Below are 20035 nucleotides of genomic sequence, written 5' to 3' on the forward strand. Positions count from 1 at the left end.
TGAATTTTGCGCGTTTTCTACATCTACCATTTTCTAACCTCTAATCTTATTAAACGCTTCGCGAATCGCCTCCAGCGGCGGATTATCTAAGTGAATCGGGTTTCCAATCCCGTCTAAAACAACAAATCGCAAGGTGTTGCCTCTAGCTTTTTTATCTTTATGCATCAAATCAAGAACCTTATTAAAAGCATCGTCACTACTGCCGCCGCCATTCCAAGATATTGGCAATCCAAGTGACTTTAAAAGTGAACTATGATACTCAACGTCTTCTGAACTTAAATAGCCCAAAATTTTCGCAAGCTCCGCCGCAAAAACCATTCCAACAGCAACTGCGTTTCCGTGACGCCAAGAAAAATGCTCTATTTGCTCTATTGCATGCCCAAGAGTATGGCCGTAGTTCAAAAACTCGCGCAAACCTTGCTCTTTTAAGTCGTTAGAAACGTGGTACGCCTTAACGCGCACGCTTTTTTCTATTAAATCGCAAACCATATTGTTCAAGTGCGAATCGCTTAAAACAGAAGAGCCATCGAGAGTGCGTAATTTGCTAGCATTTTGCGGATTTTCCAGAATTTTTAGGATGCTCGTATCGCCAATAAACCCTGATTTTGCAACCTCTCCTAAGCCTTCAACAAAAATATCGTTATTGAGAGTAGAAAACGCGCAAGTATCTGCCAAAACGCCTGCAGGCGTGTAAAAACTACCAACCAAATTCTTGCCAAATGCAGTATTTACGCCAGTTTTTCCGCCAGTCGAAGCGTCTACCATAGCAAGAAGAGAAGTTGGGCAATTTACGTAGCGGATTCCGCGCATCCAAGTAGATGCAACGAATCCAGCCAAATCTGTGGCTGCTCCACCGCCCAAGCCAACAATCGCATCTGAACGCGTAAAACCAGCATTTGCAAGATGCGACCATACAAAATCCGCAACCTTAACGGTTTTGCCAGCCTCTGCGTCTGGAATAAGAATGTCGAAAACATCGTAGCCAGCAGCGCGCAAAATAGTTCTTGCTTTATCGCTATGCCTTTGAACAGGCTGAGTGTGAATCAAAGCTACTCGAACAGGCTCTTTTCCAAGCATTTGCGGCAAAAGACTCATAGCACCAGCGCCAATATGAACATTATAGTCTTCAATATCTTTGCCACTTACATGCACAATTCGTTGCATAATCATATCTTTCAGCTTTCTTGCGGCAGGTTTTGGCGTTAATCCGTAAACACGAGCGTGCAAATTCGCTACTTTACAAAACACGGGGTCTCTTCTAGCAAACAAATCCAACCACCGTTTTGCTCCGTCTTTGCCGCTTAGCATAGGGCGATTTGAATTCCAGCTTACGCGCTCAATTGCATCGTTTGGATCCACTTGCAAGTAAACAACGCGGCCACCGAGTTTTGTATATTTTTTTAAGACTTCTTGCGTTTGTGGGCGCATTGGGGAGCCGCCGCCGAGGGCGATTATTGGGGCGGATTGCTCAGAATCTGCAAAAATAGCATCTTTAACAATTTGAGCTTCAATATCTCTAAAAGACTCTTCGCCAAAATCCTTAAAATATTGGCTAATCGGCATATTGATTTTTTGCTCAATTAAATCGTCTGTGTCTACAAAAGGAACATTCAAAATATGCGCTAATTCCTTGCCAACACGCGTTTTTCCAGCTGCAGGCATGCCGATTATAACAGCTAACGGCATTTTGTATTTAGGCACACCGTGAGTGAAACTTTGCAAAGATTCTTCGCTCATCTCATATGCTCTTTCCAAGATTGAACGTAACTCTTAGCATTCCTAGCAGTTTCTTCTAGCGAATCTCCACCAAACTTTTCTAACGCATACTTTGCAAGCGTTAATCGAACCATTGCCTCTGCAACTACGGAAGCTGCTGGAACTGCTGTAAAATCGGAGCGCTGATTAATTGCCTGCGCTGGCTGGCCAGTAAGCACATCTACCGTTCTCAAAGCACGCGGAATGGACGGAATAGGCTTCATTGCTGCACGCACGCGAATTGTCTCTCCATTTGACATTCCGCCTTCAATGCCTCCTGCGCGATTGCTAAGGCGCGCAATGTTGCCATCTTCGCCTGTTACGATTTCGTCGTGAGCAACCGAACCAGGGCGATTTGCTTCTTCAAAACCATCTCCAATTTCCACGCCTTTAATGGCCTGAATTCCCATAAGCGCGCTTGCTAATGCCGCATCCAATCGGCGATCCGACTCAACATACGTTCCAACTCCAGCAGGCATGCCGTAAGCCAAAACCTCAACAACACCGCCAAGCGTATCTGCATTGGCCTTTGCTTCATCAATGCGAGCCATCATTCGCGCTTGCGCATCTTTATCTAGAGTACGAACAGGCGAAGCATCCAACGCCTCAATATCATCTGGTGTTGGCAGGGCTAAACTTTTGCTTACATATTCGCCGCCGATCCCAATAACGTGCGCAACTGTTCGCACGCCAAGCGCCTGTTGCAAAAACGCATTAGCTACAGCACCTAAAGCCACGCGGGAAGCCGTTTCCCTAGCACTCGAACGCTCCAAAACCTCGCGAGAATCACTAAAACCGTACTTACGCATGCCTGTTAAATCCGCATGCCCTGGGCGAGGCCTAGAAAGAGGCGCGTTACGGCCTTCTTTTGGCAAATCATGGTCTAGCGGATCTGCACTCATCACTTCCACCCACTTTGGCCACTCGCTATTTGCGATTTCGATTGCAATTGGAGACCCAAGAGTAACACCGTGGCGAACACCTGTAAGCAAACGCACTTTGTCTTGCTCAAACTTCATTCGCGCTCCGCGACCATATCCAAGTCGTCTACGCGCAAGAGCAGAAACAATGTCTGCGCTAGTAATCTTAACTCCTGCTGGCATGCCTTCAATCATTGCCACCAGCGCTTCACCATGCGACTCCCCTGCCGTTTGCCATCTAAGCATGCCTTCTCCAATCGCGTTGTGCGTTATATTTATTGTTATACTTCTTGCACTTAATACTGTTCTTTATTTTAAATCAATACTCGATTCTAAATCTGTATTCTACTAACCACTAAGTATTGCTAACAATCCACGTAATCAATCGCAAAATCTGGCAAACTTTTCTAGAAACCACTATCTTTATTTGGTATTGTGTGATTCCTTGTTTGCTGTTGCGCGACTTCCTATTTAGTATTGCGCGAGGTTTGAGTATTTCTCTCCTCGCAGGCGCGCCAACCTGCCGGAGCGCTTAAAGCGTAGCGCGCGAAGGCAATTTGGCGCGCTGAGCAGCTCAAGGCAGAAGCACTGCTTCTGCGCTGCGAAGACGTGAGCGCGCTTAGACCGCTCGAACGAAACATCTCATTCATGGCGAAAAATCTCGAATCTCCACCTTACTTATCACTATAGAATTGCAGCAAAAGTTCAAAGCATAACAGCGATGAGCGCAGATACAGCTAGAACAGGCACGAACGGGATTTTATTTTGCACATTTTTAGACTTAACGCGGAAAAATCGCCAGCAGACTCTAGAGCAGATTTTCCACACTAAAATCCAAATTAATCCAAATATTCCGACTGATGCAAACCAGTAGATTATGCAATCAAATCCAAATAGCGCCAAAGCTTGAGCGATCATAGAAGCGCATGTAACATCGCCAAATCCAAGTGCTCCGCGCACGCAAAGTTTTTGCACCAAAACATAGATTGCAAAAACTGATACTGCACAAAGCCATCCGCGCAAAAGAAAATTAACATTATGAAAAGTAATCAGCGAAAAAATAAGGTTTGCTGCAGATTGTGTAAAAGCAGCTAGTACAACCCAAAGTCTAGGCACAATGCGGCTTGTTAAATCCGTTGCGCACAATGCAATCATGCATATAAGCGTTGGCGTTGTAAATAAACACGAGATAATAAACTGACTCATTTGATTATGCTAAATGCGCAAAAACTGCGAACGCAACAAATTATGCTCAATGTGGTTAAAGGCTTTTTGTAATTACGCAAATACGCAAAGTGAAGTAGAGAATCTCGGTGATGAAAGATACGCAAAAGTCCTAAATATTCAGAAGGTTTGATGTATTTCTCTACGAGCAATAAAAGAGGAGCGTAGCGACGGGATTTGCGAGGAGAGAAATACTCAAACCTCGCACAACGCTAAATAGGAAAGCGCACTACGCTTTAAGCGAAAAGGCAGGTCCTGTCGTTAGCGCGGTCTAAGCGCGCTAACGTCTTCGCTTGCGTTGAAAGCACACTGTGCTTTCAACCTTAAGCAAGCTCAGCGCTACGAATTGCCTTTTCGCGCTACGCTCTAAGCGAAAAGGCAGGTCGTAGCGCTAGTTGGCGTTTTCGTTGGAACGCTTATACTCGTCGCGAATCTTTAAGAAATCGTCGTAGTTATCCGCAAACTTAGTTTCGCCAGTCTTTAAGTTAGTAGTAACAAAATAAATCCATGGACCATTCGCTGGATTAAGAGCCGCCAAAATCGCGTTATCTCCAGGAATGCTTATAGGAGTAGGCGTCAACCCCTTGTGAATCCTAGTGTTGTACGGGTTGCTTGCATCGTCTAGCTGCGATTGCGTAAGGTTAATCGCCTTAATCCCAATTCCGTACGCAACCGTAGTATCCATTCCCAAAGGCATGTCTTTAGCTAAACGATTTAAGATTACGCGCGAAACTTTGCCGTAGTATTCACGATTATTGACTTCTGCTTCTGCAATGGAAGCAATTTTAAGAACTTTTTGACGCAAATCACCCCTAGGAACGCCTAGAGAATCAAGCTTTTTAATGCGCTCATCTACCATTTTTGCCAGTATCTTGCTAGCTGATTTAATGGCTTTTACGTTGTAAACTCCAGGCTCCAACCATCCTTCAAAGCTTCCGCCAGCTTCTGGCGGCAAAATCCCCTCGCCGTCCGCTTTTTGAATAGCGTTAAATTGAGCAATGTCAATTCCCGAGATTTGTGCAGCCTTGCGAATAACCTCCGTTGCGCGCTCCCCTGCTTTAACGTCTAGGAATCCGCCCGCCTTGCTTTGATTGGAAAGAATTTCCACTACGTCCATTGAATTCATGTGTTTTTTAAGCGCGTAAATTCCTGGGTACAAAATCTTGTTATTTGCTGCAACAATGTTAGAAAAAGTGGATTGCGACTTTACAACCTGCGCCTTAACAAGGTTATTTCCCACTTCTACAGCTCCTTGGCCTGGTTCAATCGTAAATTCAACGAATCCACTTCCAGGACCTGGCCAGTCTTCCATTATTGACGACTGACTATTGTTTCTTACATAAACCGCAACGCGATATAAGCCGTATCCAACAACAAATAGCAACGCAAAAACTAGCGTAAGAATAAATGCGATTATGCGATTCCGCTTGTTTCTGCGATTTTTACGCGCAGTTCTTGCTTTTCGCGATTTTGGCGGAACAGGAGGATTGGATGAATTGTGACTCCATTTAGCGTTTTGATTGAAAAAATCGTCTATATTCTCACTCATTAAACGCTTCCTTTCTGATGGAGTTACTTTGCGAGTCACTTTGCGAGTCGCCTTTTACATTTTTGCAAGCATTTCTGTAATCGTCAATCGCAGATTGCAAAATCAACACTGCCGATTGCTGATCAACCATTGGACGATGCTTTTTAGTGGAAAAATCAGCATCTAACAATTGCCTATGGGCAGTAACTGTTGTTAGTCGTTCGTCGTTAAAAACGATTTCTGGAATAAAATCAAGCGACCAATCGCCATAATCAAAAAGCGATTTAATGCGCTTGGCTAAATTAGCACCCCATCTGCGCGCTTTTTTAGCAGACTTTCCTTCGGATCCATCTAACTGTAAGGGCAAACCAACTACGACTCGGCTCACACTATTGTCTTCTATAACGTTAATAACGTCTTCAATCGCATTAAATGAGTCGCCATAAGCTTGAATATTACCGATTGGGTGCGCAAAACTCAGCTCAGGGTCGGACTTAGAAAGTCCAACCCTGGCATCTCCTAAATCAACGCCAAGCCAAATCATACGAAAACTCTAACTTATTAATTCGGCTCGAGTGTTAAACATCTTAAACATTCAACCTTTTGACTATAGCTTCAAAACTTCGGCTTTCACGGCCTCGAGTGCTTCATCAATCTTAGAAGCATCCGCACCGCCACCTTGAGCAAAGTCTGGCTTGCCGCCGCCACCGCCGCCAAGCACCTTGGAAGCTGTACGCACCAAGTCGCCAGCCTTAGCGCCAGCCGAGCGAGCTGCATCGTTAGTAGCAACAGCAACCATTGGCTTATCGCTCTCGTTTACACCGCACAAAGCTACAACTACTGGCGCATCTTCGCCCAAGCGAGAACGAACGTCAAGAACAGTCTTGCGCAAAGCGTCGAAGGAACCGAAGTTTCCAACATTCTTTACAGCAAGCTTAATCTTTGAGCTGCTTTGCTTAGCTGCATCAACTAATTCTGGAACAGCCTCATTAAGCTGGGATTCGTAAACAGAAGCAAGCTTGCGATCGGAATCCTTCATCTTGTTAAGCAAAGACTCTAAGCGCTCAGCCAATTCGTCTGGACGCGCATTAACCATGTCTGCAAGTTGCGCAACCAAAGCATGCTCGCGAGCGCCATATTGGTACGCTTCTTCGCCGCAAAGCGCGTCGATTCTGCGCACACCAGAGCCAATAGAAGACTCAGAAAGGATTGTAACCATGCCAATCTTGCCAGTGCTCTTAGCGTGAGTACCGCCGCAAAGCTCGCGGCTCCAGCCATCGCCAATCTCTACAACGCGAACAATATCGCCATACTTTTCGCCGAACAAGTGCATTGCGCCAAGCTTAAAAGCGTCGTCAATTGGCATTTCCTTTGGAACAACTTGCAAGTCTTCGCGAATACGCTCGTTTACGCGAGCTTCTACGCGCAACAATGCGTCTTTATCAACAGCCTTTGGCCATTGGAAGTCAAAGCGCAGACGGTCTGGATCTACCACAGAACCGCGCTGAGTTGCCTGTGGGCCAAGCTCCTCACGCAAAGCCTTGTGAAGCGTGTGAGTTGCCGTGTGGCTTCTAGCCAAAGCCGCACGGCGAACCTGGTCAATATTGGTGTTTACAGGAGCGCCAACACTAAGCGTGCCTTCAGTAAGTCGGCAGCTGTGAACAATCAAATCCTTGATTGGTCGCTGAACATCGTCAACTTCCAAAATCGCGCCGTCATCGGAAATAATCTCGCCCTGATCAGCAATCTGACCACCGCGCTCAGCGTAGAACGGCGTGCGATCAAGAATAACCTCAACGTTTGCAGGAGCGCTAACGCTTTTAACGGAGCCTTTACCTGCTTCAACAATTGCCAAAACGTTTGAACGGCTGGAGAAGTCTGTGTAACCGAGGAAGTCGATTGGCTTTTCGAGTGCCTTCTTAATGTCGTCGTAAACGCTAACGTCCACATTGTGACGCTTCTTCAAAGCATCCGCGCGAGCGCGACCTTTCTGCTCGCTCATAAGCTCGCGGAACTTAGCTTCATCAACCTTAACACCCTGCTCAGCAGCCATCTCTAGAGTCAACTCAATTGGGAAGCCGTAAGTATCGTGCAAAGTAAATGCGTCGGAGCCACCAACAATAGGGTCATCCTTGTGTTCCTTCTTGGCTTTTTCAACAGCCAAGTCAAGAATAGTCGTGCCCTTTTCTAGAGTGCGGCGGAATGCATCTTCCTCACCGTATGCAGCTTCGCTAACCTCGTGGAAAGTGTTGTTAAGCTCTGGGTAGCTTGGCTCCATAGCGCCCTTAGAAACTGGGAACAAGGTTGGCAAAACTGGGTCTTGCACGCCAAGCATGCGCATTGCGCGAACAGTTCTGCGAAGAAGACGGCGAAGCACGTATCCGCGGCCAACATTGCTTGGACGCACGCCATCGCTCATAATCATCAACGCGGAACGCACGTGATCTGCCACAACGCGGAAACGAACATCCGCATCGGCATTGCTGCCGTACTTTACGCCGCTAAGCTTTTCTGCAGCTTCAATAACTGGATAAACTTCGTCAGTCTCGTAAATGTTTTCCTTGCCTTGCATAAGGTAAGCCAAACGCTCCAAACCAGCGCCTGTATCAATATTCTTTTGATCAAGCTCACCAACAATGTGCAAATCGGTCTTAGACTTTACGTTGTCTACCTGGAAGTTCTCAAAAACCAAATCCCAAATCTCAATAAAACGAGATTCGTCTGCAGCAGGACCGCCATCCTTGCCGTATTCTGGGCCACGATCCACGTAGATTTCGGAGCATGGGCCGCCAGGGCCAGGGCCACCAGTAGTCCAGAAGTTATCTTCCATGCCAAAAACTTGCATGTGCTCTGGGTCGAAGCCCTCATTCTTCCAAATTGCGCGAGCTTCGTCGTCATCTGTATAAGTAGTTACCCAAAGTTTTTCTGGGTCAAAACCATAGCCGCCCTTATCTTGCGGAGTTGTTAAAAGCTCCCAAGCGTAGTGGATTGCTTCTTCCTTAAAATAATCACCAAAGCTAAAGTTTCCAACCATTTGGAAGAAGGTGCCGTGACGAGTTGTTTTACCAACTTCGTCAATATCGAGCGTACGCACGCACTTTTGGTTAGACGTCATTCTGCGAGAAGGAGGCGTTTGCTCTCCTAAAAGATAAGGTATGAATGGAACCATGCCTGCAATCGTGAAAAGCGTCGTTGGATTTGGAGAAATCAGCGATGCAGAAGGCACGACCATATGTCCATGATTACCAAAATAGTCAAGATAACGCTTTGCAATTTCTGCTGTGCGCATGGGTACGAACTCCTTTTTTATTTATCAGACTTAGTATAAGACTACTTAGTAACTACTTAGTATAAGACTTATTTGTAAACGAATCGTCACGCTTATCAGCATACTTACTAGCATACTTAGAGTTAATCTGCGACTCGTGGGCTTTTCTGCTGGAATTAAAATCATTGTACAAAGACAAAATCGTGCTTAAAGTAAGATTTTTTGGATCTTTATCGAAGAAGAAATTCCTAGCGTTTTGTGGTAACTTTTCCTTAACGTACGCGCGAGCTTTTGTAACAGACATAACTCCCATTACAAAACCGATGCAAATCCAAAATAAACGCTTAAACATCACTCCCCCTTAGGCGTAAACGACTCGCCAGAATTTGCCGCATGCCTAGCGGAAGATTCTGCAGCATCCGTTGGAACAGTAGCCTTATTAAAGAACGCATTAAAAGTGTCTTTAAGCGCATAGCAAGCAGATGCAATTTTAACAACTGGCTTTCCAAGAAAAGCGCCATACAAATCCGTAAGAGCGCCAACATTTGTAGCTGTAGTGCGAGCAGCATCTGTAACGACATTAACGTCTTCAAGGGTTTTGTTCACTTGTTTTACTGTGGTAACAGATTCGTCGATAGCAGGTAAAGCGTGCTCGCCCGATTCCTTAACAGTTTGAGAAATCTGATTGAACATTTTACCCAGCCGAATAAGCGGATAAATCATAAATCCCGAAAGCACCGCAAACGAAATCGCCGCAATTAGAGCAGCAATGTCTCCAACGCTCATCGTAACCTCTTTCCTGCTGTTTTACACACGACTACCCACGCAATGTATTAAAAGATTAACGAAGAGTCAAGACTCTTTTTGTAAATTTAGCGAACATTTTTTGCGCAAACTAATCACATTTACTCGTTATATCCCTTAATTGTTATAGCTTGATCAATCGTCTCTGCTGTGTTGAAATCAAGGCGAGTTACACTTCCATTTTGCGGGCGCTCGCTTAAATCGTAACCAGCAGGCGCAAAACGATGCATAAGGCTTAAAAGCGTGTTTCCGTGGGAGATTTGCAAAACGTTGTCTCCGTCTTTTAACGCTGGATTGCTAGCGATTATTTTGAAACCGCCTTCAACGCGCTTCCAATACTCAATATCTGACTCCGCATCGTGGAATGGGTCGGCCTCTTTAAGCATGTCTCGAGTTGCAGCAAGACCAAATTTTTCAACGATTTCGTTATACGTTTTTGCTCCGTGAGGCGCGCCTGCAGCCCACCAAGCCATATTCATATCTTGGCCTTCAAAATAGCCGTAGCATTGCTCACGAAAATGCATATCGCTTACAAGATGCGGACGAATATGCGTATGCTTTTCGTTTTCGCTTAAAATACGCTCAGCTGTGATTTGCGCACGAGTTGTATCGGAGCAATATGCGGCAGCAAAAACAACGTTCTTAAGCTTTTGAGCTGCTAAATCGGCGTCTTTGAGCCCTTTTTGAGTTAGTGGAGAATTGCTCCATCCTTGCAAGCGATTGTAGCAATTAAACATGGTTTGGCCATGACGAACTAAATAAAGATGCAACAACATAACTTAATCATCTCACTTTTTAAGTAAAACGTGTAACAATCAGAGCAATCAAGACTGACTAAACAAATTAAGACAAGACTAATCACAACTAATCACAACTAATCACGACTAATCAAGTCAGACTAATCCAAGTCAACATCTCCTAATTCTTGGAATCTGCTTGCAATCAACTCTGGAGTAGTATCGGAAATCCAAGATGCCATCCCTGCTTCCGACCCAGCCAAATACTTGATTTTATTAGCATCTCGCATAAACGAGAAGAATTGCAAATTAAGGCGATAATGCGAGCGGCGAGAATCATGCACAGGGGCTTGATGCCACGCTGCAACGTAAGGCAAATCAACGAATTCGCTGGAATTTGCATCACTCGCGCCAGAAGATAAGTCGAAAGCAGCCGAACTTGCAAACGATTTAGCGCTCGAATCGCCTGCGTTTGAAGACGATAATCCAAAGAACTTATTAGCACGCTTAAGAAGTGTTATGTAGATTTGCGCCAAATCCCAACGCTCTTGGTCGTCAAGCTGATCCAAAGTAAGAACGTCTCTAACAGGAGCAACATGCACCTCTAGCGGCCATCGAGCAGCAGCTGGAACATACGCAACCCAACTGTGATTATGCATAATCACACGCTTTTTAGCTTCAATCTCTGAATTCATCAAATCCTTAAGAAGATTGCTGCCAGTGCGCTCAAAATAAGCCTCAGTGTGGCGCAACTCCTGCTCTAACCTAGGAGCAATAAACGGATACGCGTAAATCTGACCATGAGGATGATGCAAAGTTACGCCGATTTGACTGCCGTGATTTTCAAACGGATAAATTTGCTCAATTCCTTCGATTTGGCTAATTTCTGCGGTTCTAAACGCCCACGCTTCAACAATCGTGCGCATGCGCAAAACAGAAAGATTAGCTGGAAGCATATTCTCGTTTGAACTAAAGCAAATCACTTCGCATCGACCAGCTGCAGGAGCCTGCTTCCACAATGGATTTCCGTCAACGTATGTTGTTGTATTTGGCACGCCTGCAACCTGAGCCATAGCTGGATAGCGGTTTTCAAAAACAACAACGTCATAGTCTTCGTCTGGAATTTCGCCATCTTGATACTCGCATTGCGCTTTTCTGCCAGCAAATGGGTCGATTCTTGATGGCGCAGAACCTTCTGCAGAATCCGCAGAATCATGATTATTTGAATCCTCACCAAGAATCGCAGCTGGCCGCTTTGCCCACAACCTAGACATAGGAATCCAGTCTCCTGTAAGCGGATCTTGGCGCATTTGCGGAACTTCGCTAGGAACTTCGTTGCCTTCGCTATCAACATGCGAAGTAAAACGATACGCCAACTTTCTAGGGTCAATCAGTTCCCTTGTTTTGTGGCCGCTAACGTATTCTGGATTGTCATCTATGTAGAAAAAGTCGCGCCCGTCGGAAAGTTTTGTTGCTGTAATGCGCATATGCTCGCGCGCGTAAGTTCCAGGGCGATACAACTTATACGGATACTCGCCGCCAAAATCGCGAATCGGAGATTGCGTTGCGTGCGGCGGCTCTTGCGGCGTAATACCACTTAAAACCGCAGGTACTGCAGGCATTTGCTGAGTTACATACAACGAATCGCGCACATCGGCAGCAGCTTCTCCTTCGGCTTGAGCTACAAGGCTACTAAGCGAAGAATCCCCAACACCCGTGCTTGTAATCTTGCTCATAACCGTTTCGTTTGCGCCGCTAGCTTTGTTTCTAGCACGAATCGCGTTAACGTCTATTGCATCAAAAGCATCTGTGTCTTCTAGACTTTTTTCGACTTCTCGTTCATCTGCCTTCTTATGCACAGAAGCATCATCAATCTCGAATCCTGCAGCAGCACCACCTTCAAAGCCGCCGCCTGGGCCTGCAAATCCAGCCGTAGTTGGAATATTATGCAACCCGTCAATCTTTTTAGGCTCTACCACAAGACCACCCCTTCAAAAGTGTTATTGTTTAGCGCGTCTTTTGCGTGTTTGTTGATTGCGCATGCGGCAAGTTGTTGTGCTTTTAGCGCATTCGCTTTGGTATTTTGTTGAGACATCTTTGACTCCATCGTCTCTTCTACTCTCTAGTCTTCTTTTTATTGCGTATTCTGTTTTACTTGTATTTTGTATCTTCTTTTATTCTTTTGTATATTCTTTTATATCTTAATAACACGCTTTAGACGCTTAGTTACCTATTATATATTTTCTGATTCAACACTCGCACAATGTTATATTTTGTAATATAACGGGCATTGTTGTAATGATTATATGTGATTTTGTTTTATTATTAAAGTGTTTTGTTGCATAATGTTCGGTTGCTTGCGACCTTTCCCTAACAAAAGTTAATGTGCACCAACACACAACCAACTTTTAGCATAATTCAGATTGCTTTTATGCAAGCGCCAATCGCTCGCGAGTTACAGCGCGCTACGCTCTAAGCAAAAAGGCAGGTCGCGTCGCTCGCGCGGATTAGCCGCGCTCACGTCTTCGCTTGCGTTGAAAGCACACTGTGCTTTCAACCTTAAGCAAGCTCAGCGCTCCGAATTGCCTTCGCGCGCTACGCTTTGAGCGCGAAGGCAGGTCGTCACGCCCGCGCATTATGCAGCTCGAAATCGTCGACTCGCACGCGGTCTAAGCGCGCAAACGCATTGACCCCCACTATGCAATGCACAGCAGGGGTCAAGCGGTATGTCCTTAAGAATGAAATCCAGAATTTAGCGAGCGTAGTACTCGACGACGTACTGGATGTTGACTTCAACTGGAATCTGATCGACTTCCGGCTTACGAGTCAAAGTAGCCTTCAAAGAGGCAAGATTCACATCGAGGTAACCAGGAACTGCTGGCAAAACGTCGCGATGAACGCCTTCCGCAGCCATCTGGAATGGCACCATTGTCTGGCTCTTAGCGCGAACCTGAATGGTCTGGCCTGGCTTAACACGGTAGGATGGGCGATCAACAAGATTGCCATCTACCAAGATGTGACGATGCACAACAAACTGGCGAGCCTGAGCGGTTGTGCGAGCAAAACCTGCGCGCAAAACCAAAGCGTCAAGACGGGTTTCCAAATCGGTGAGCATTGCGTCACCAGTCTGACCTGCAGTGTGCGTACCTTTTTCGTAAGCTGCACGAAGCTGCTTCTCGGAAAGACCGTACTGAGCGCGAAGACGCTGCTTCTCGCGAAGACGTACTGCGTAATCGGACTCGGTACGACGACGAGTGCGGCCGTGCTCACCTGGAGCATATGGACGCTTCTCGAAAATACGCTGAGCCTTTGGGGTCAAAGCGATGCCGAGGGCGCGAGAAAGACGCACCTGACGGCGAGAACGCTGAATATTAGTCATTACTAATCCTTTATTCTGTCGTTATCTGAACGGAACGTGAACCAAACTTTTACGATTATTCACGCTGAGCCGGCCTCTCCAGTGCTTCTTCGTGTAAACACACGAACGCGAAAGCATTAAAACGCTGAAATAACGCCATAATTCTTGCGCGCCGACCCACTGATGGGCTAAGGCTCCAGATAATGCCTACGAAAATAGGCATCGTTTCCTATACTACTCCGCGCCGTAGATAGTTGCGCTCATCTCTAGCCGCATCATTGCGCACGCAGTACGCCAGAGTCCATTGTGCAAACACAGTCAGCGCTTGCAGCAACAGATTCATCGTGAGTCACAACTAAAACAGCCGCTCCAGAAGCCGCACAATCGCGCAGCAAAGACACAACAGTTTGCGTGTTTTGCGAATCCAAATCGCCAGTAGGCTCGTCCAAAATCAACAAACGCGGCTTGTTAATCAAAGCGCGCGCAATCATAACGCGACGCATTTCTCCGCCAGAAAGCTCGCGCGGATAGCAATGCGCAAGATCGTCCACGTTAAGTCGCTTAAGCAAATCCATAGCGAAGGAAGTCAAACTAGCATAATCTTCTGTCTCAAGTTTTTGCGCTAAATCGTCTACTCGCTTAGAAGATGCACGCGAAATCATAACAGGCAAAATAACGTTATCTAGCACATTCAAATTAGCAAGAAGAATTTGTGATTGCGTAACAAAACCAATGTTTTTTGCGCGAATCGCAGAAATTTGCTCGTCGCTTACAGAATGCAGCGAAATATTGCATCCAAAAATCGTAACACTTCCGCGCGTAGGCTTTAAAAGCCCTGCAATCATGTTTAATAGAGTTGACTTTCCATTTCCAGACTTGCCAACAATCGCAACAAAATCGCCAGCTTTAAGCAAAAAATCAACATTGTCTACAGCAATAAACTTGCGATTTTTGCGCTTAAATTCGCGAGTAACATTTTTAAGATTTACGACTAAATCGCCTGAACCGCCTAAACCGACTAAATCGTTGCTAACCACTTCATTCAACACTTCACTCGCCATATCGCTCGCCACTTCACTCGCCATCTCTTAAAGTCAAATACGCTTCCTTACTTGCGATTCGCCCCACAATAATCGCAGAAGTTACCAAAACACTAGCAAGCGAAAACGCTACAGAAATCGCAGCAAGCGCGCACACAAACCAAACATTCGACTCCAAGTACGGCAATTGTAACTGGCTAGAAATCGCAATATTGTATGGGAACAAAATAAGCGAAGCAAACGCAACGCCAATCACGCCGCCTGCAACGCCAATCACAGCCGATTCGCGCGAAATCATGCCAAAAAGCATGCGCTTATTTGCGCCCAAAATCCTCAATGAAGCAAATTCTCTTTTGCGCTCAGATGTAGATGCCGCAAAAACGCACACAAGAATCAACACGCCCACAAGCCAAAACGCAAGAATGCCAAGAAAAATCGCCTTGTTTAGAACCTCTAAGCTCTTTTTAGTCTGCTCGGTAATTCCGCCAGGAAAAACCATTCCAAGGCTTTTAATTCCGCTAGTTTTACGAATATTTTCCGCAACGCTCTTAGCGCTAAAACCCTTACGCACTTTTACAAGAACCGCACTAACAGCCTTGCGTGCGTACTTTGCTGGAATCGCAGTGTGCCCAACTTTCGACGAATACTTAACAACCGCTGGAATCGTATCTTTGTTTACAAACACTGAGTTATCTAAGCTAGTGCCCGTTTTAGCAAGTTGCGCAACAATCGGCCATTCGTGACCATACAAGCGAACCGTGTTTTGGTAAGAAACAAGCACGTTTGCTCCTGCAATCATCTGCCCTTTTTTAAGCTCGCTTTTGTGTTGCGAATAAATCCATGGCGCGATTACAAAGTCACTAGTAGGGTCAAAACCTATGATTTGCAACTTTTCCGCACAGCATCCAGCAGATAAAGAAGATATGTAAGTTTGCACGCTTGCTTTTTCAACGCCTTTTGACTTTCGCACAAAATCCTCAATATTGTTCGTAAAGTAAAACGTGCTCGATCCGCCATTAGTGAGCAACGCTTCCGCACGATTGTAGGTGTTTTGCGGAATTACCATAATATCTGCGCCAAGGCGAGCGCGCATGCTGTTTAGTCCGTTTGAAAGATTTAGTGAGATTAGCGAGCCGCCAAAAAACACTGCAGCTAAGCACGCGGAAACCACGATTAACGCGGCGGTTCTTAGCGGCTTTTGCTTTAGGTTTTCTAGCGGCAATCGCTTTAATGTAATACTGCGCATAGTAAATTACTTAGATGCGCACTAGCAAGCAGATTTAGTGTCAAGATACACGCTAACAGATGCAAACACCAACGCGAGTACAGATAACACAATCAACGTTGGGCGCATAACAGATGCGCAATGCATCATTGGGCTTTTGCAAACACCAATAAGGAATGTTGTAGTAGCAATCATAAACAGAGAGTTAGCAATTACAGCAATATTTAAGCCAGTGCGAACGTGTTCTTTAACAAATAGCGCAATGATGCCTAGAATCGCTATAACAACGCCAATTCCAATAGCCACGCGGCTTGTGTAGTAGCATGCCATAGGTTGCATCATCATATGCATTTTAGGCATCTTAGACATTTTGCTCATGCCACCAGTTGAGCATGGTTTTGCAAATGTCAATGGCGCTATAGCAATAAGAATTCCAAACACAATTGCGTGAAGCGATGCGAATAATTTGTTCTTCATAATAAATACCTCATTAAATCTAGTTATTATTTTTTAGTGTTGCTTTTTGTTTAACGCAACACGCTTTACGGCACTCACGTTTGCAAGCGCCACGCCTTTTAAATCTCGTATAAATACAACTGCAAAGATTCAGAACTTAATCGACTTCCCCTTGAGTCTAAAATCTTGAACATTTGCAGTTTTTACTTTTACTCTTTTTTACTTTTATTCTTCTTGCGGTTATACTTTTCTTACTTTTATATTTTTCTTACTTTTATATTTTTTCGTATAGCTTAATAGAAAACAAGTCTTGAATATTTTGTTTTAGTGTATATAATCACGCACTAGTTATAACAATATTACAATTAACAATTTAAAGTAATCTTCACTAAGATCGCATTATTTTAAGTGTAAAATTTATAAAACAAAAAATTTTACAATTTCTCAATTTTACAATTTCTCAATCGGAGCAACTCTTAGCATAAGTCGCTTTACGCCATCCGAACCAAAGTCAACTGTAATAATTGAGTTTCTGCCCTTGTCTTGTGTTTTAAGAACAGTTCCAAGGCCGTATGTGTCGTGCGAAATTTTATCGCCTTCATGAAAATCGTTGATATTTAGGTGATTGTCTTTTTCTTGCAAACTTTGCTTTTTGTAAGATAATGACGATGCGGACGATTGCAAATTTGAGGTGGACGATTGACTTTGGTACGATGCGCTCGATTTTCTTGCGATTCGCGTGGTGACTTTGCCAGATTTTGAGCCATACGACTTGCCGTATGAGCTGCCATACGAACTAGAGCCATACGACTTTGAGCCATACGACTTGCCATAAGACTTTGAAGAACCATACGAGCTGCCATAATGCGATTTGCTGTAGCGAGATCCGCTATAACTCGAGCCTCCGTAAGTTGTGTACGAATCGTCACCCCAACCGCCATCGCTTCCAAAATCGTCGGAGAAATCGCCAGCAAAGTCATCGCCAAAATCGCGGTCAAAATCTCTGCCTGCTCCCCTTAGTCCAGCTCGCATAACGGCCGCTTCTGTGCGTTTCCAGCAAATCAAATCCGCAGGAATCTCGTCCAAAAACTGGCTTTGAATCATCTCCGCAGACTTTCCCCATTGAGAGCGCTCAGCTGCCCAAGTAACGTACAAAATCTTCTTAGCGCGAGTTATGCCAACGTATGCAAGACGACGCTCCTCGCAAAGCTCCTTTTGATTGTCAACACAGCGCGAATGAGGAAAAGTGCCCTGCTCCATTCCAGTCAAAAACACAACAGGATACTCCAAGCCCTTAGCTGTGTGAAGCGTCATAAGCGTAACTTTTCCAGTATCTTCACCCTGGTCTGGAAGCTGATCCGAATCCGCAACCAAAGCCGTAGTCTCCAAAAAACCAGCAACATTAGCATCAGGCGTATTCTGCTCATACTCGGCTGCAACCGATTGCAATTGAGACAAGTTATCTACTCTAAATTCGTCTTGAGGGTCCTTAGACTCTCGCAAATCCTGCAACAATCCGCTTTCGTTAAGCACGTTCTCCACAACCTTAGAAGGCTTGGAATCGTTAGCTTTCATAAAGTCAATAAGCGAAGTAATAAGATCCCTAAAACTCTTAAGCGCATTAAAAGTTCTAGATGAAATACCAATTTGCTCCGCAATCTTATCTATTTGACTAAGAGCAGACCAAAAACTTATAGAATTTTCTTTTGCATAAGACGTAATCTGCGACTCAGCGCGCGCACCAAGACCACGCTTTGGAACGTTCAAAATTCGGCGCATATTAACATCATCATCAGGGTTTGCAATCGATTGCAAGTAAGCAAGAGCATCTTTAACTTCGCGACGCTCGTAGAACTTAGTTCCGCCAACAAGTTGATAAGGCAAGCCCGACTTAATAAGCGCATCTTCTAAGCTACGCGATTGCGAATTTGCGCGATACATAATCGCAATATCTGAGTAGTTTACGCCATCTTCGCCATCTTCACTTGCCAAACGCGCGATTTCTTTAGCAACCCACATCGCCTCGCCTTGCGCGTTATCTGCTACGTAGCCAACGATTGGAGAACCTTTGCCTAAAGAAGTCCACAACTTTTTAGGCTTGCGATTAGTGTTGTTAGAAATCACAGCATTTGCAGCGTCCAAAATGGTTTGCGTAGAGCGATAATTCTGCTCCAACATAATTGTTGTAGCGTTTGGAAAATCCTGCTCAAAGTCTTGAATATTGCGAATATCTGCACCGCGGAAAGCATAAATCGACTGGTCGGAATCGCCAACAACCGTGATTGAAGATTGCGGAAGTTGAGTGGAATCTGGTGAAGCTGCGGAGGCTTCGGAAGCGTCAGTGGTTGCGAAGCGTGCGGAATTATCACCCACACCTGCATCACCCACACCTGCAAGCTGGCGAATCAAAACGTATTGCGCGTGATTTGTATCTTGATACTCGTCAACCAAAATGTAGCGGAACTTTCGCTTGTAATACGCGCTAACTTGCGGATTTTGGCGCAAAAGCTTAACCGTTAGCATAATCAGATCGTCAAAATCAACAGCATTCGAAACGCTAAGCCTATTTTGGTACTCCGCGTAAACAGCGGCGTAAAGCGCATCGGCATTGCCAGCAGCATTAAAGCTAGATGCGCCAGATACAGACGCGCCTGGCTTATAATCTGGTGCGTAATTTTTAAGATTTTCCTGCCATGTAACCAAATTATTTTTGAAATCAGATATCTTAGACAATAAAAGTTTAGGCGTAAACTTTTTAATATCTATGTTCAATTCGGAGGCGATTATTTTAACAAGACGCTCGCAATCGGAAGAATCATAGATAGAAAAGCCTGATTTTAAGCCGATTGAATCGCCATGAGCGCGAAGAATTTTAACGCAAGCAGAATGGAAAGTGGAAACCCACATGCTATTTGCGCCATTGCCGATTAAGCTCGCCAAGCGCTCGCGCATCTCCGCTGCCGCCTTGTTTGTAAACGTGATTGCAAGAATTTGGCTCGGCCACGCTTTGCGATTAGCCAAAATCCACGCGATTCGGCGCGTAAGAACACGCGTTTTGCCGCTGCCTGCGCCAGCTCCGATTAAAAGCGCGGGGCCAGTGTATTGAACAGCCTTGGATTGCTGAGGATTTAAGCCTTCTAAAAGCGATTGTGGGTTGATTTCGGGAAGATTGGAAGATTGAGCAGATGTTTGAGCGTATTTGTCAGCGGCAGAAGATTGAACTGTTTGGGAATATTGTGCGGAATTTGAATATTGTGCGGAAAAATCGAAAGCCGCCGTAGAAGCAGAAACTTCGCTCGTCATATCTTCATTAATAGAAGCATCGCTAATAGGAACATCACCAATGAAGGCATCGCCAATGGGAGCATCGCCAATGAAGGCATCACTCTGCTCGTCGAAAACTTCATTAATAGGAGCATCGCTCTGCTCGTCGACAACATCATTAACATGAGCATCACTCTGCTCGATGGCATCTTCTGGATTGCCAAACAAATCAAAATCGTAACCGTACTTGCTCAAAAGCCACTCTCCCCCGTGTTCCAAATCGCAAAAATTAAACTCTAACCAATTTTAACGGACGGCAGCCAAACACAAATCGTGCGTTTTGCACTGTACGCATTACGCAAATCTGTAGTGCGATTGCGCTTTGACTGAGCTTGAAATTGCATAACGCATTTCAAGCTCCTTCAAAGCGTGATTTGGCTCAAATGTAAAGTCCAG

At 45.1% G+C, this 20035-nt stretch carries 15 protein-coding genes; all 15 read right to left on the reverse strand.

Annotated elements, in window-relative coordinates; genetic code table 11:
• Nucleotides 1-33 precede the first annotated feature (33 nt).
• Complete coding sequence (locus NYP55_RS02705; RefSeq protein WP_472781535.1) at nt 34-1737, reverse strand: bifunctional shikimate kinase/3-dehydroquinate synthase; 1704 nt, start codon at nt 1735-1737, stop codon at nt 34-36.
• Nucleotides 1734-2921, reverse strand: coding sequence for a chorismate synthase (gene aroC / locus NYP55_RS02710; protein ID WP_004131960.1), 1188 nt, complete (start codon nt 2919-2921; stop codon nt 1734-1736). Before aroC ends, NYP55_RS02705 begins: the two co-directional genes overlap by 4 nt.
• A gap of 459 nt (nt 2922-3380) precedes the next feature.
• The gene (locus NYP55_RS02715; protein WP_004131957.1) at nt 3381-3830 is read right to left on the reverse strand and encodes an A24 family peptidase; all 450 of its coding nucleotides are present in this window, start codon (nt 3828-3830) and stop codon (nt 3381-3383) included.
• Nucleotides 3831-4290: 460 nt separating this feature from the next.
• Nucleotides 4291-5448 carry an endolytic transglycosylase MltG gene (mltG, locus tag NYP55_RS02720; RefSeq protein WP_427897990.1) on the reverse strand — a complete coding sequence of 386 codons (1158 nt, stop codon included), beginning with the start codon at nt 5446-5448 and terminating at the stop codon, nt 4291-4293.
• Nucleotides 5441-5971: a Holliday junction resolvase RuvX gene (gene ruvX / locus NYP55_RS02725; RefSeq protein WP_472781536.1), complete on the reverse strand. Its 531-nt coding sequence runs from the start codon at nt 5969-5971 to the stop codon at nt 5441-5443. Before ruvX ends, mltG begins: the two co-directional genes overlap by 8 nt.
• Before the next feature lie 63 nt (nt 5972-6034).
• Nucleotides 6035-8716: an alanine--tRNA ligase gene (gene alaS, locus NYP55_RS02730; protein ID WP_101889424.1), complete on the reverse strand. Its 2682-nt coding sequence runs from the start codon at nt 8714-8716 to the stop codon at nt 6035-6037.
• A gap of 52 nt (nt 8717-8768) precedes the next feature.
• The gene (locus NYP55_RS02735; RefSeq protein ID WP_004574662.1) at nt 8769-9047 is read right to left on the reverse strand and encodes a hypothetical protein; all 279 of its coding nucleotides are present in this window, start codon (nt 9045-9047) and stop codon (nt 8769-8771) included.
• Nucleotides 9047-9481: a DUF948 domain-containing protein gene (locus NYP55_RS02740; protein ID WP_472781537.1), complete on the reverse strand. Its 435-nt coding sequence runs from the start codon at nt 9479-9481 to the stop codon at nt 9047-9049. The genes NYP55_RS02735 and NYP55_RS02740 overlap by 1 nt, the downstream gene beginning before the upstream one ends.
• A 119-nt stretch (nt 9482-9600) precedes the next feature.
• Entirely contained in the window at nt 9601-10275 is a 675-nt protein-coding gene (locus NYP55_RS02745; protein ID WP_101889425.1) for a histidine phosphatase family protein, read from the reverse strand.
• A gap of 122 nt (nt 10276-10397) precedes the next feature.
• Nucleotides 10398-12215, reverse strand: coding sequence for a galactose-1-phosphate uridylyltransferase (gene galT / locus NYP55_RS02750; RefSeq protein WP_427897992.1), 1818 nt, complete (start codon nt 12213-12215; stop codon nt 10398-10400).
• A 773-nt stretch (nt 12216-12988) separates the two neighbouring features.
• Entirely contained in the window at nt 12989-13615 is a 627-nt protein-coding gene (gene rpsD, locus NYP55_RS02755) for a 30S ribosomal protein S4 (RefSeq protein WP_004113375.1), read from the reverse strand.
• 254 nt (nt 13616-13869) lie between these two features.
• The gene (locus tag NYP55_RS02760) at nt 13870-14655 is read right to left on the reverse strand and encodes an ABC transporter ATP-binding protein (RefSeq protein WP_472781538.1); all 786 of its coding nucleotides are present in this window, start codon (nt 14653-14655) and stop codon (nt 13870-13872) included.
• A 13-nt stretch (nt 14656-14668) separates the two neighbouring features.
• Nucleotides 14669-15880, reverse strand: coding sequence for an ABC transporter permease (locus NYP55_RS02765; protein ID WP_472781539.1), 1212 nt, complete (start codon nt 15878-15880; stop codon nt 14669-14671).
• Nucleotides 15881-15901: 21 nt separating this feature from the next.
• Nucleotides 15902-16336 carry a DUF4418 family protein gene (locus NYP55_RS02770; protein ID WP_346284334.1) on the reverse strand — a complete coding sequence of 145 codons (435 nt, stop codon included), beginning with the start codon at nt 16334-16336 and terminating at the stop codon, nt 15902-15904.
• A 429-nt stretch (nt 16337-16765) separates the two neighbouring features.
• A complete protein-coding gene (locus NYP55_RS02775) occupies nt 16766-19834 on the reverse strand; it encodes an ATP-dependent helicase (protein ID WP_472781540.1) in 3069 nt (1022 codons plus the stop codon).
• Between the last annotated feature and the right edge of the window lie 201 nt (nt 19835-20035).

The organism is Gardnerella sp. c10Ua_31, from assembly GCF_055700915.1.

Excerpts from the sequence above, each read along its gene's own strand:
- NYP55_RS02705 (WP_472781535.1), bottom strand. The coding sequence starts at position 1,737 with ATGAGCGAAGAATCTTTGCAAAGTTTCACTCACGGTGTGCCTAAATAC.
- mltG (WP_427897990.1), bottom strand. The coding sequence starts at position 5,448 with ATGAGTGAGAATATAGACGATTTTTTCAATCAAAACGCTAAATGGAGT.
- aroC (WP_004131960.1), bottom strand. The coding sequence starts at position 2,921 with ATGCTTAGATGGCAAACGGCAGGGGAGTCGCATGGTGAAGCGCTGGTG.
- NYP55_RS02735 (WP_004574662.1), bottom strand. The coding sequence starts at position 9,047 with ATGTTTAAGCGTTTATTTTGGATTTGCATCGGTTTTGTAATGGGAGTT.
- NYP55_RS02760 (WP_472781538.1), bottom strand. The coding sequence starts at position 14,655 with ATGGCGAGTGAAGTGTTGAATGAAGTGGTTAGCAACGATTTAGTCGGT.
- NYP55_RS02770 (WP_346284334.1), bottom strand. The coding sequence starts at position 16,336 with ATGAAGAACAAATTATTCGCATCGCTTCACGCAATTGTGTTTGGAATT.
- NYP55_RS02765 (WP_472781539.1), bottom strand. The coding sequence starts at position 15,880 with ATGCGCAGTATTACATTAAAGCGATTGCCGCTAGAAAACCTAAAGCAA.
- NYP55_RS02745 (WP_101889425.1), bottom strand. The coding sequence starts at position 10,275 with ATGTTGTTGCATCTTTATTTAGTTCGTCATGGCCAAACCATGTTTAAT.
- NYP55_RS02715 (WP_004131957.1), bottom strand. The coding sequence starts at position 3,830 with ATGATTGCATTGTGCGCAACGGATTTAACAAGCCGCATTGTGCCTAGA.
- NYP55_RS02740 (WP_472781537.1), bottom strand. The coding sequence starts at position 9,481 with ATGAGCGTTGGAGACATTGCTGCTCTAATTGCGGCGATTTCGTTTGCG.
- ruvX (WP_472781536.1), bottom strand. The coding sequence starts at position 5,971 with ATGATTTGGCTTGGCGTTGATTTAGGAGATGCCAGGGTTGGACTTTCT.
- alaS (WP_101889424.1), bottom strand. The coding sequence starts at position 8,716 with ATGCGCACAGCAGAAATTGCAAAGCGTTATCTTGACTATTTTGGTAAT.
- rpsD (WP_004113375.1), bottom strand. The coding sequence starts at position 13,615 with ATGACTAATATTCAGCGTTCTCGCCGTCAGGTGCGTCTTTCTCGCGCC.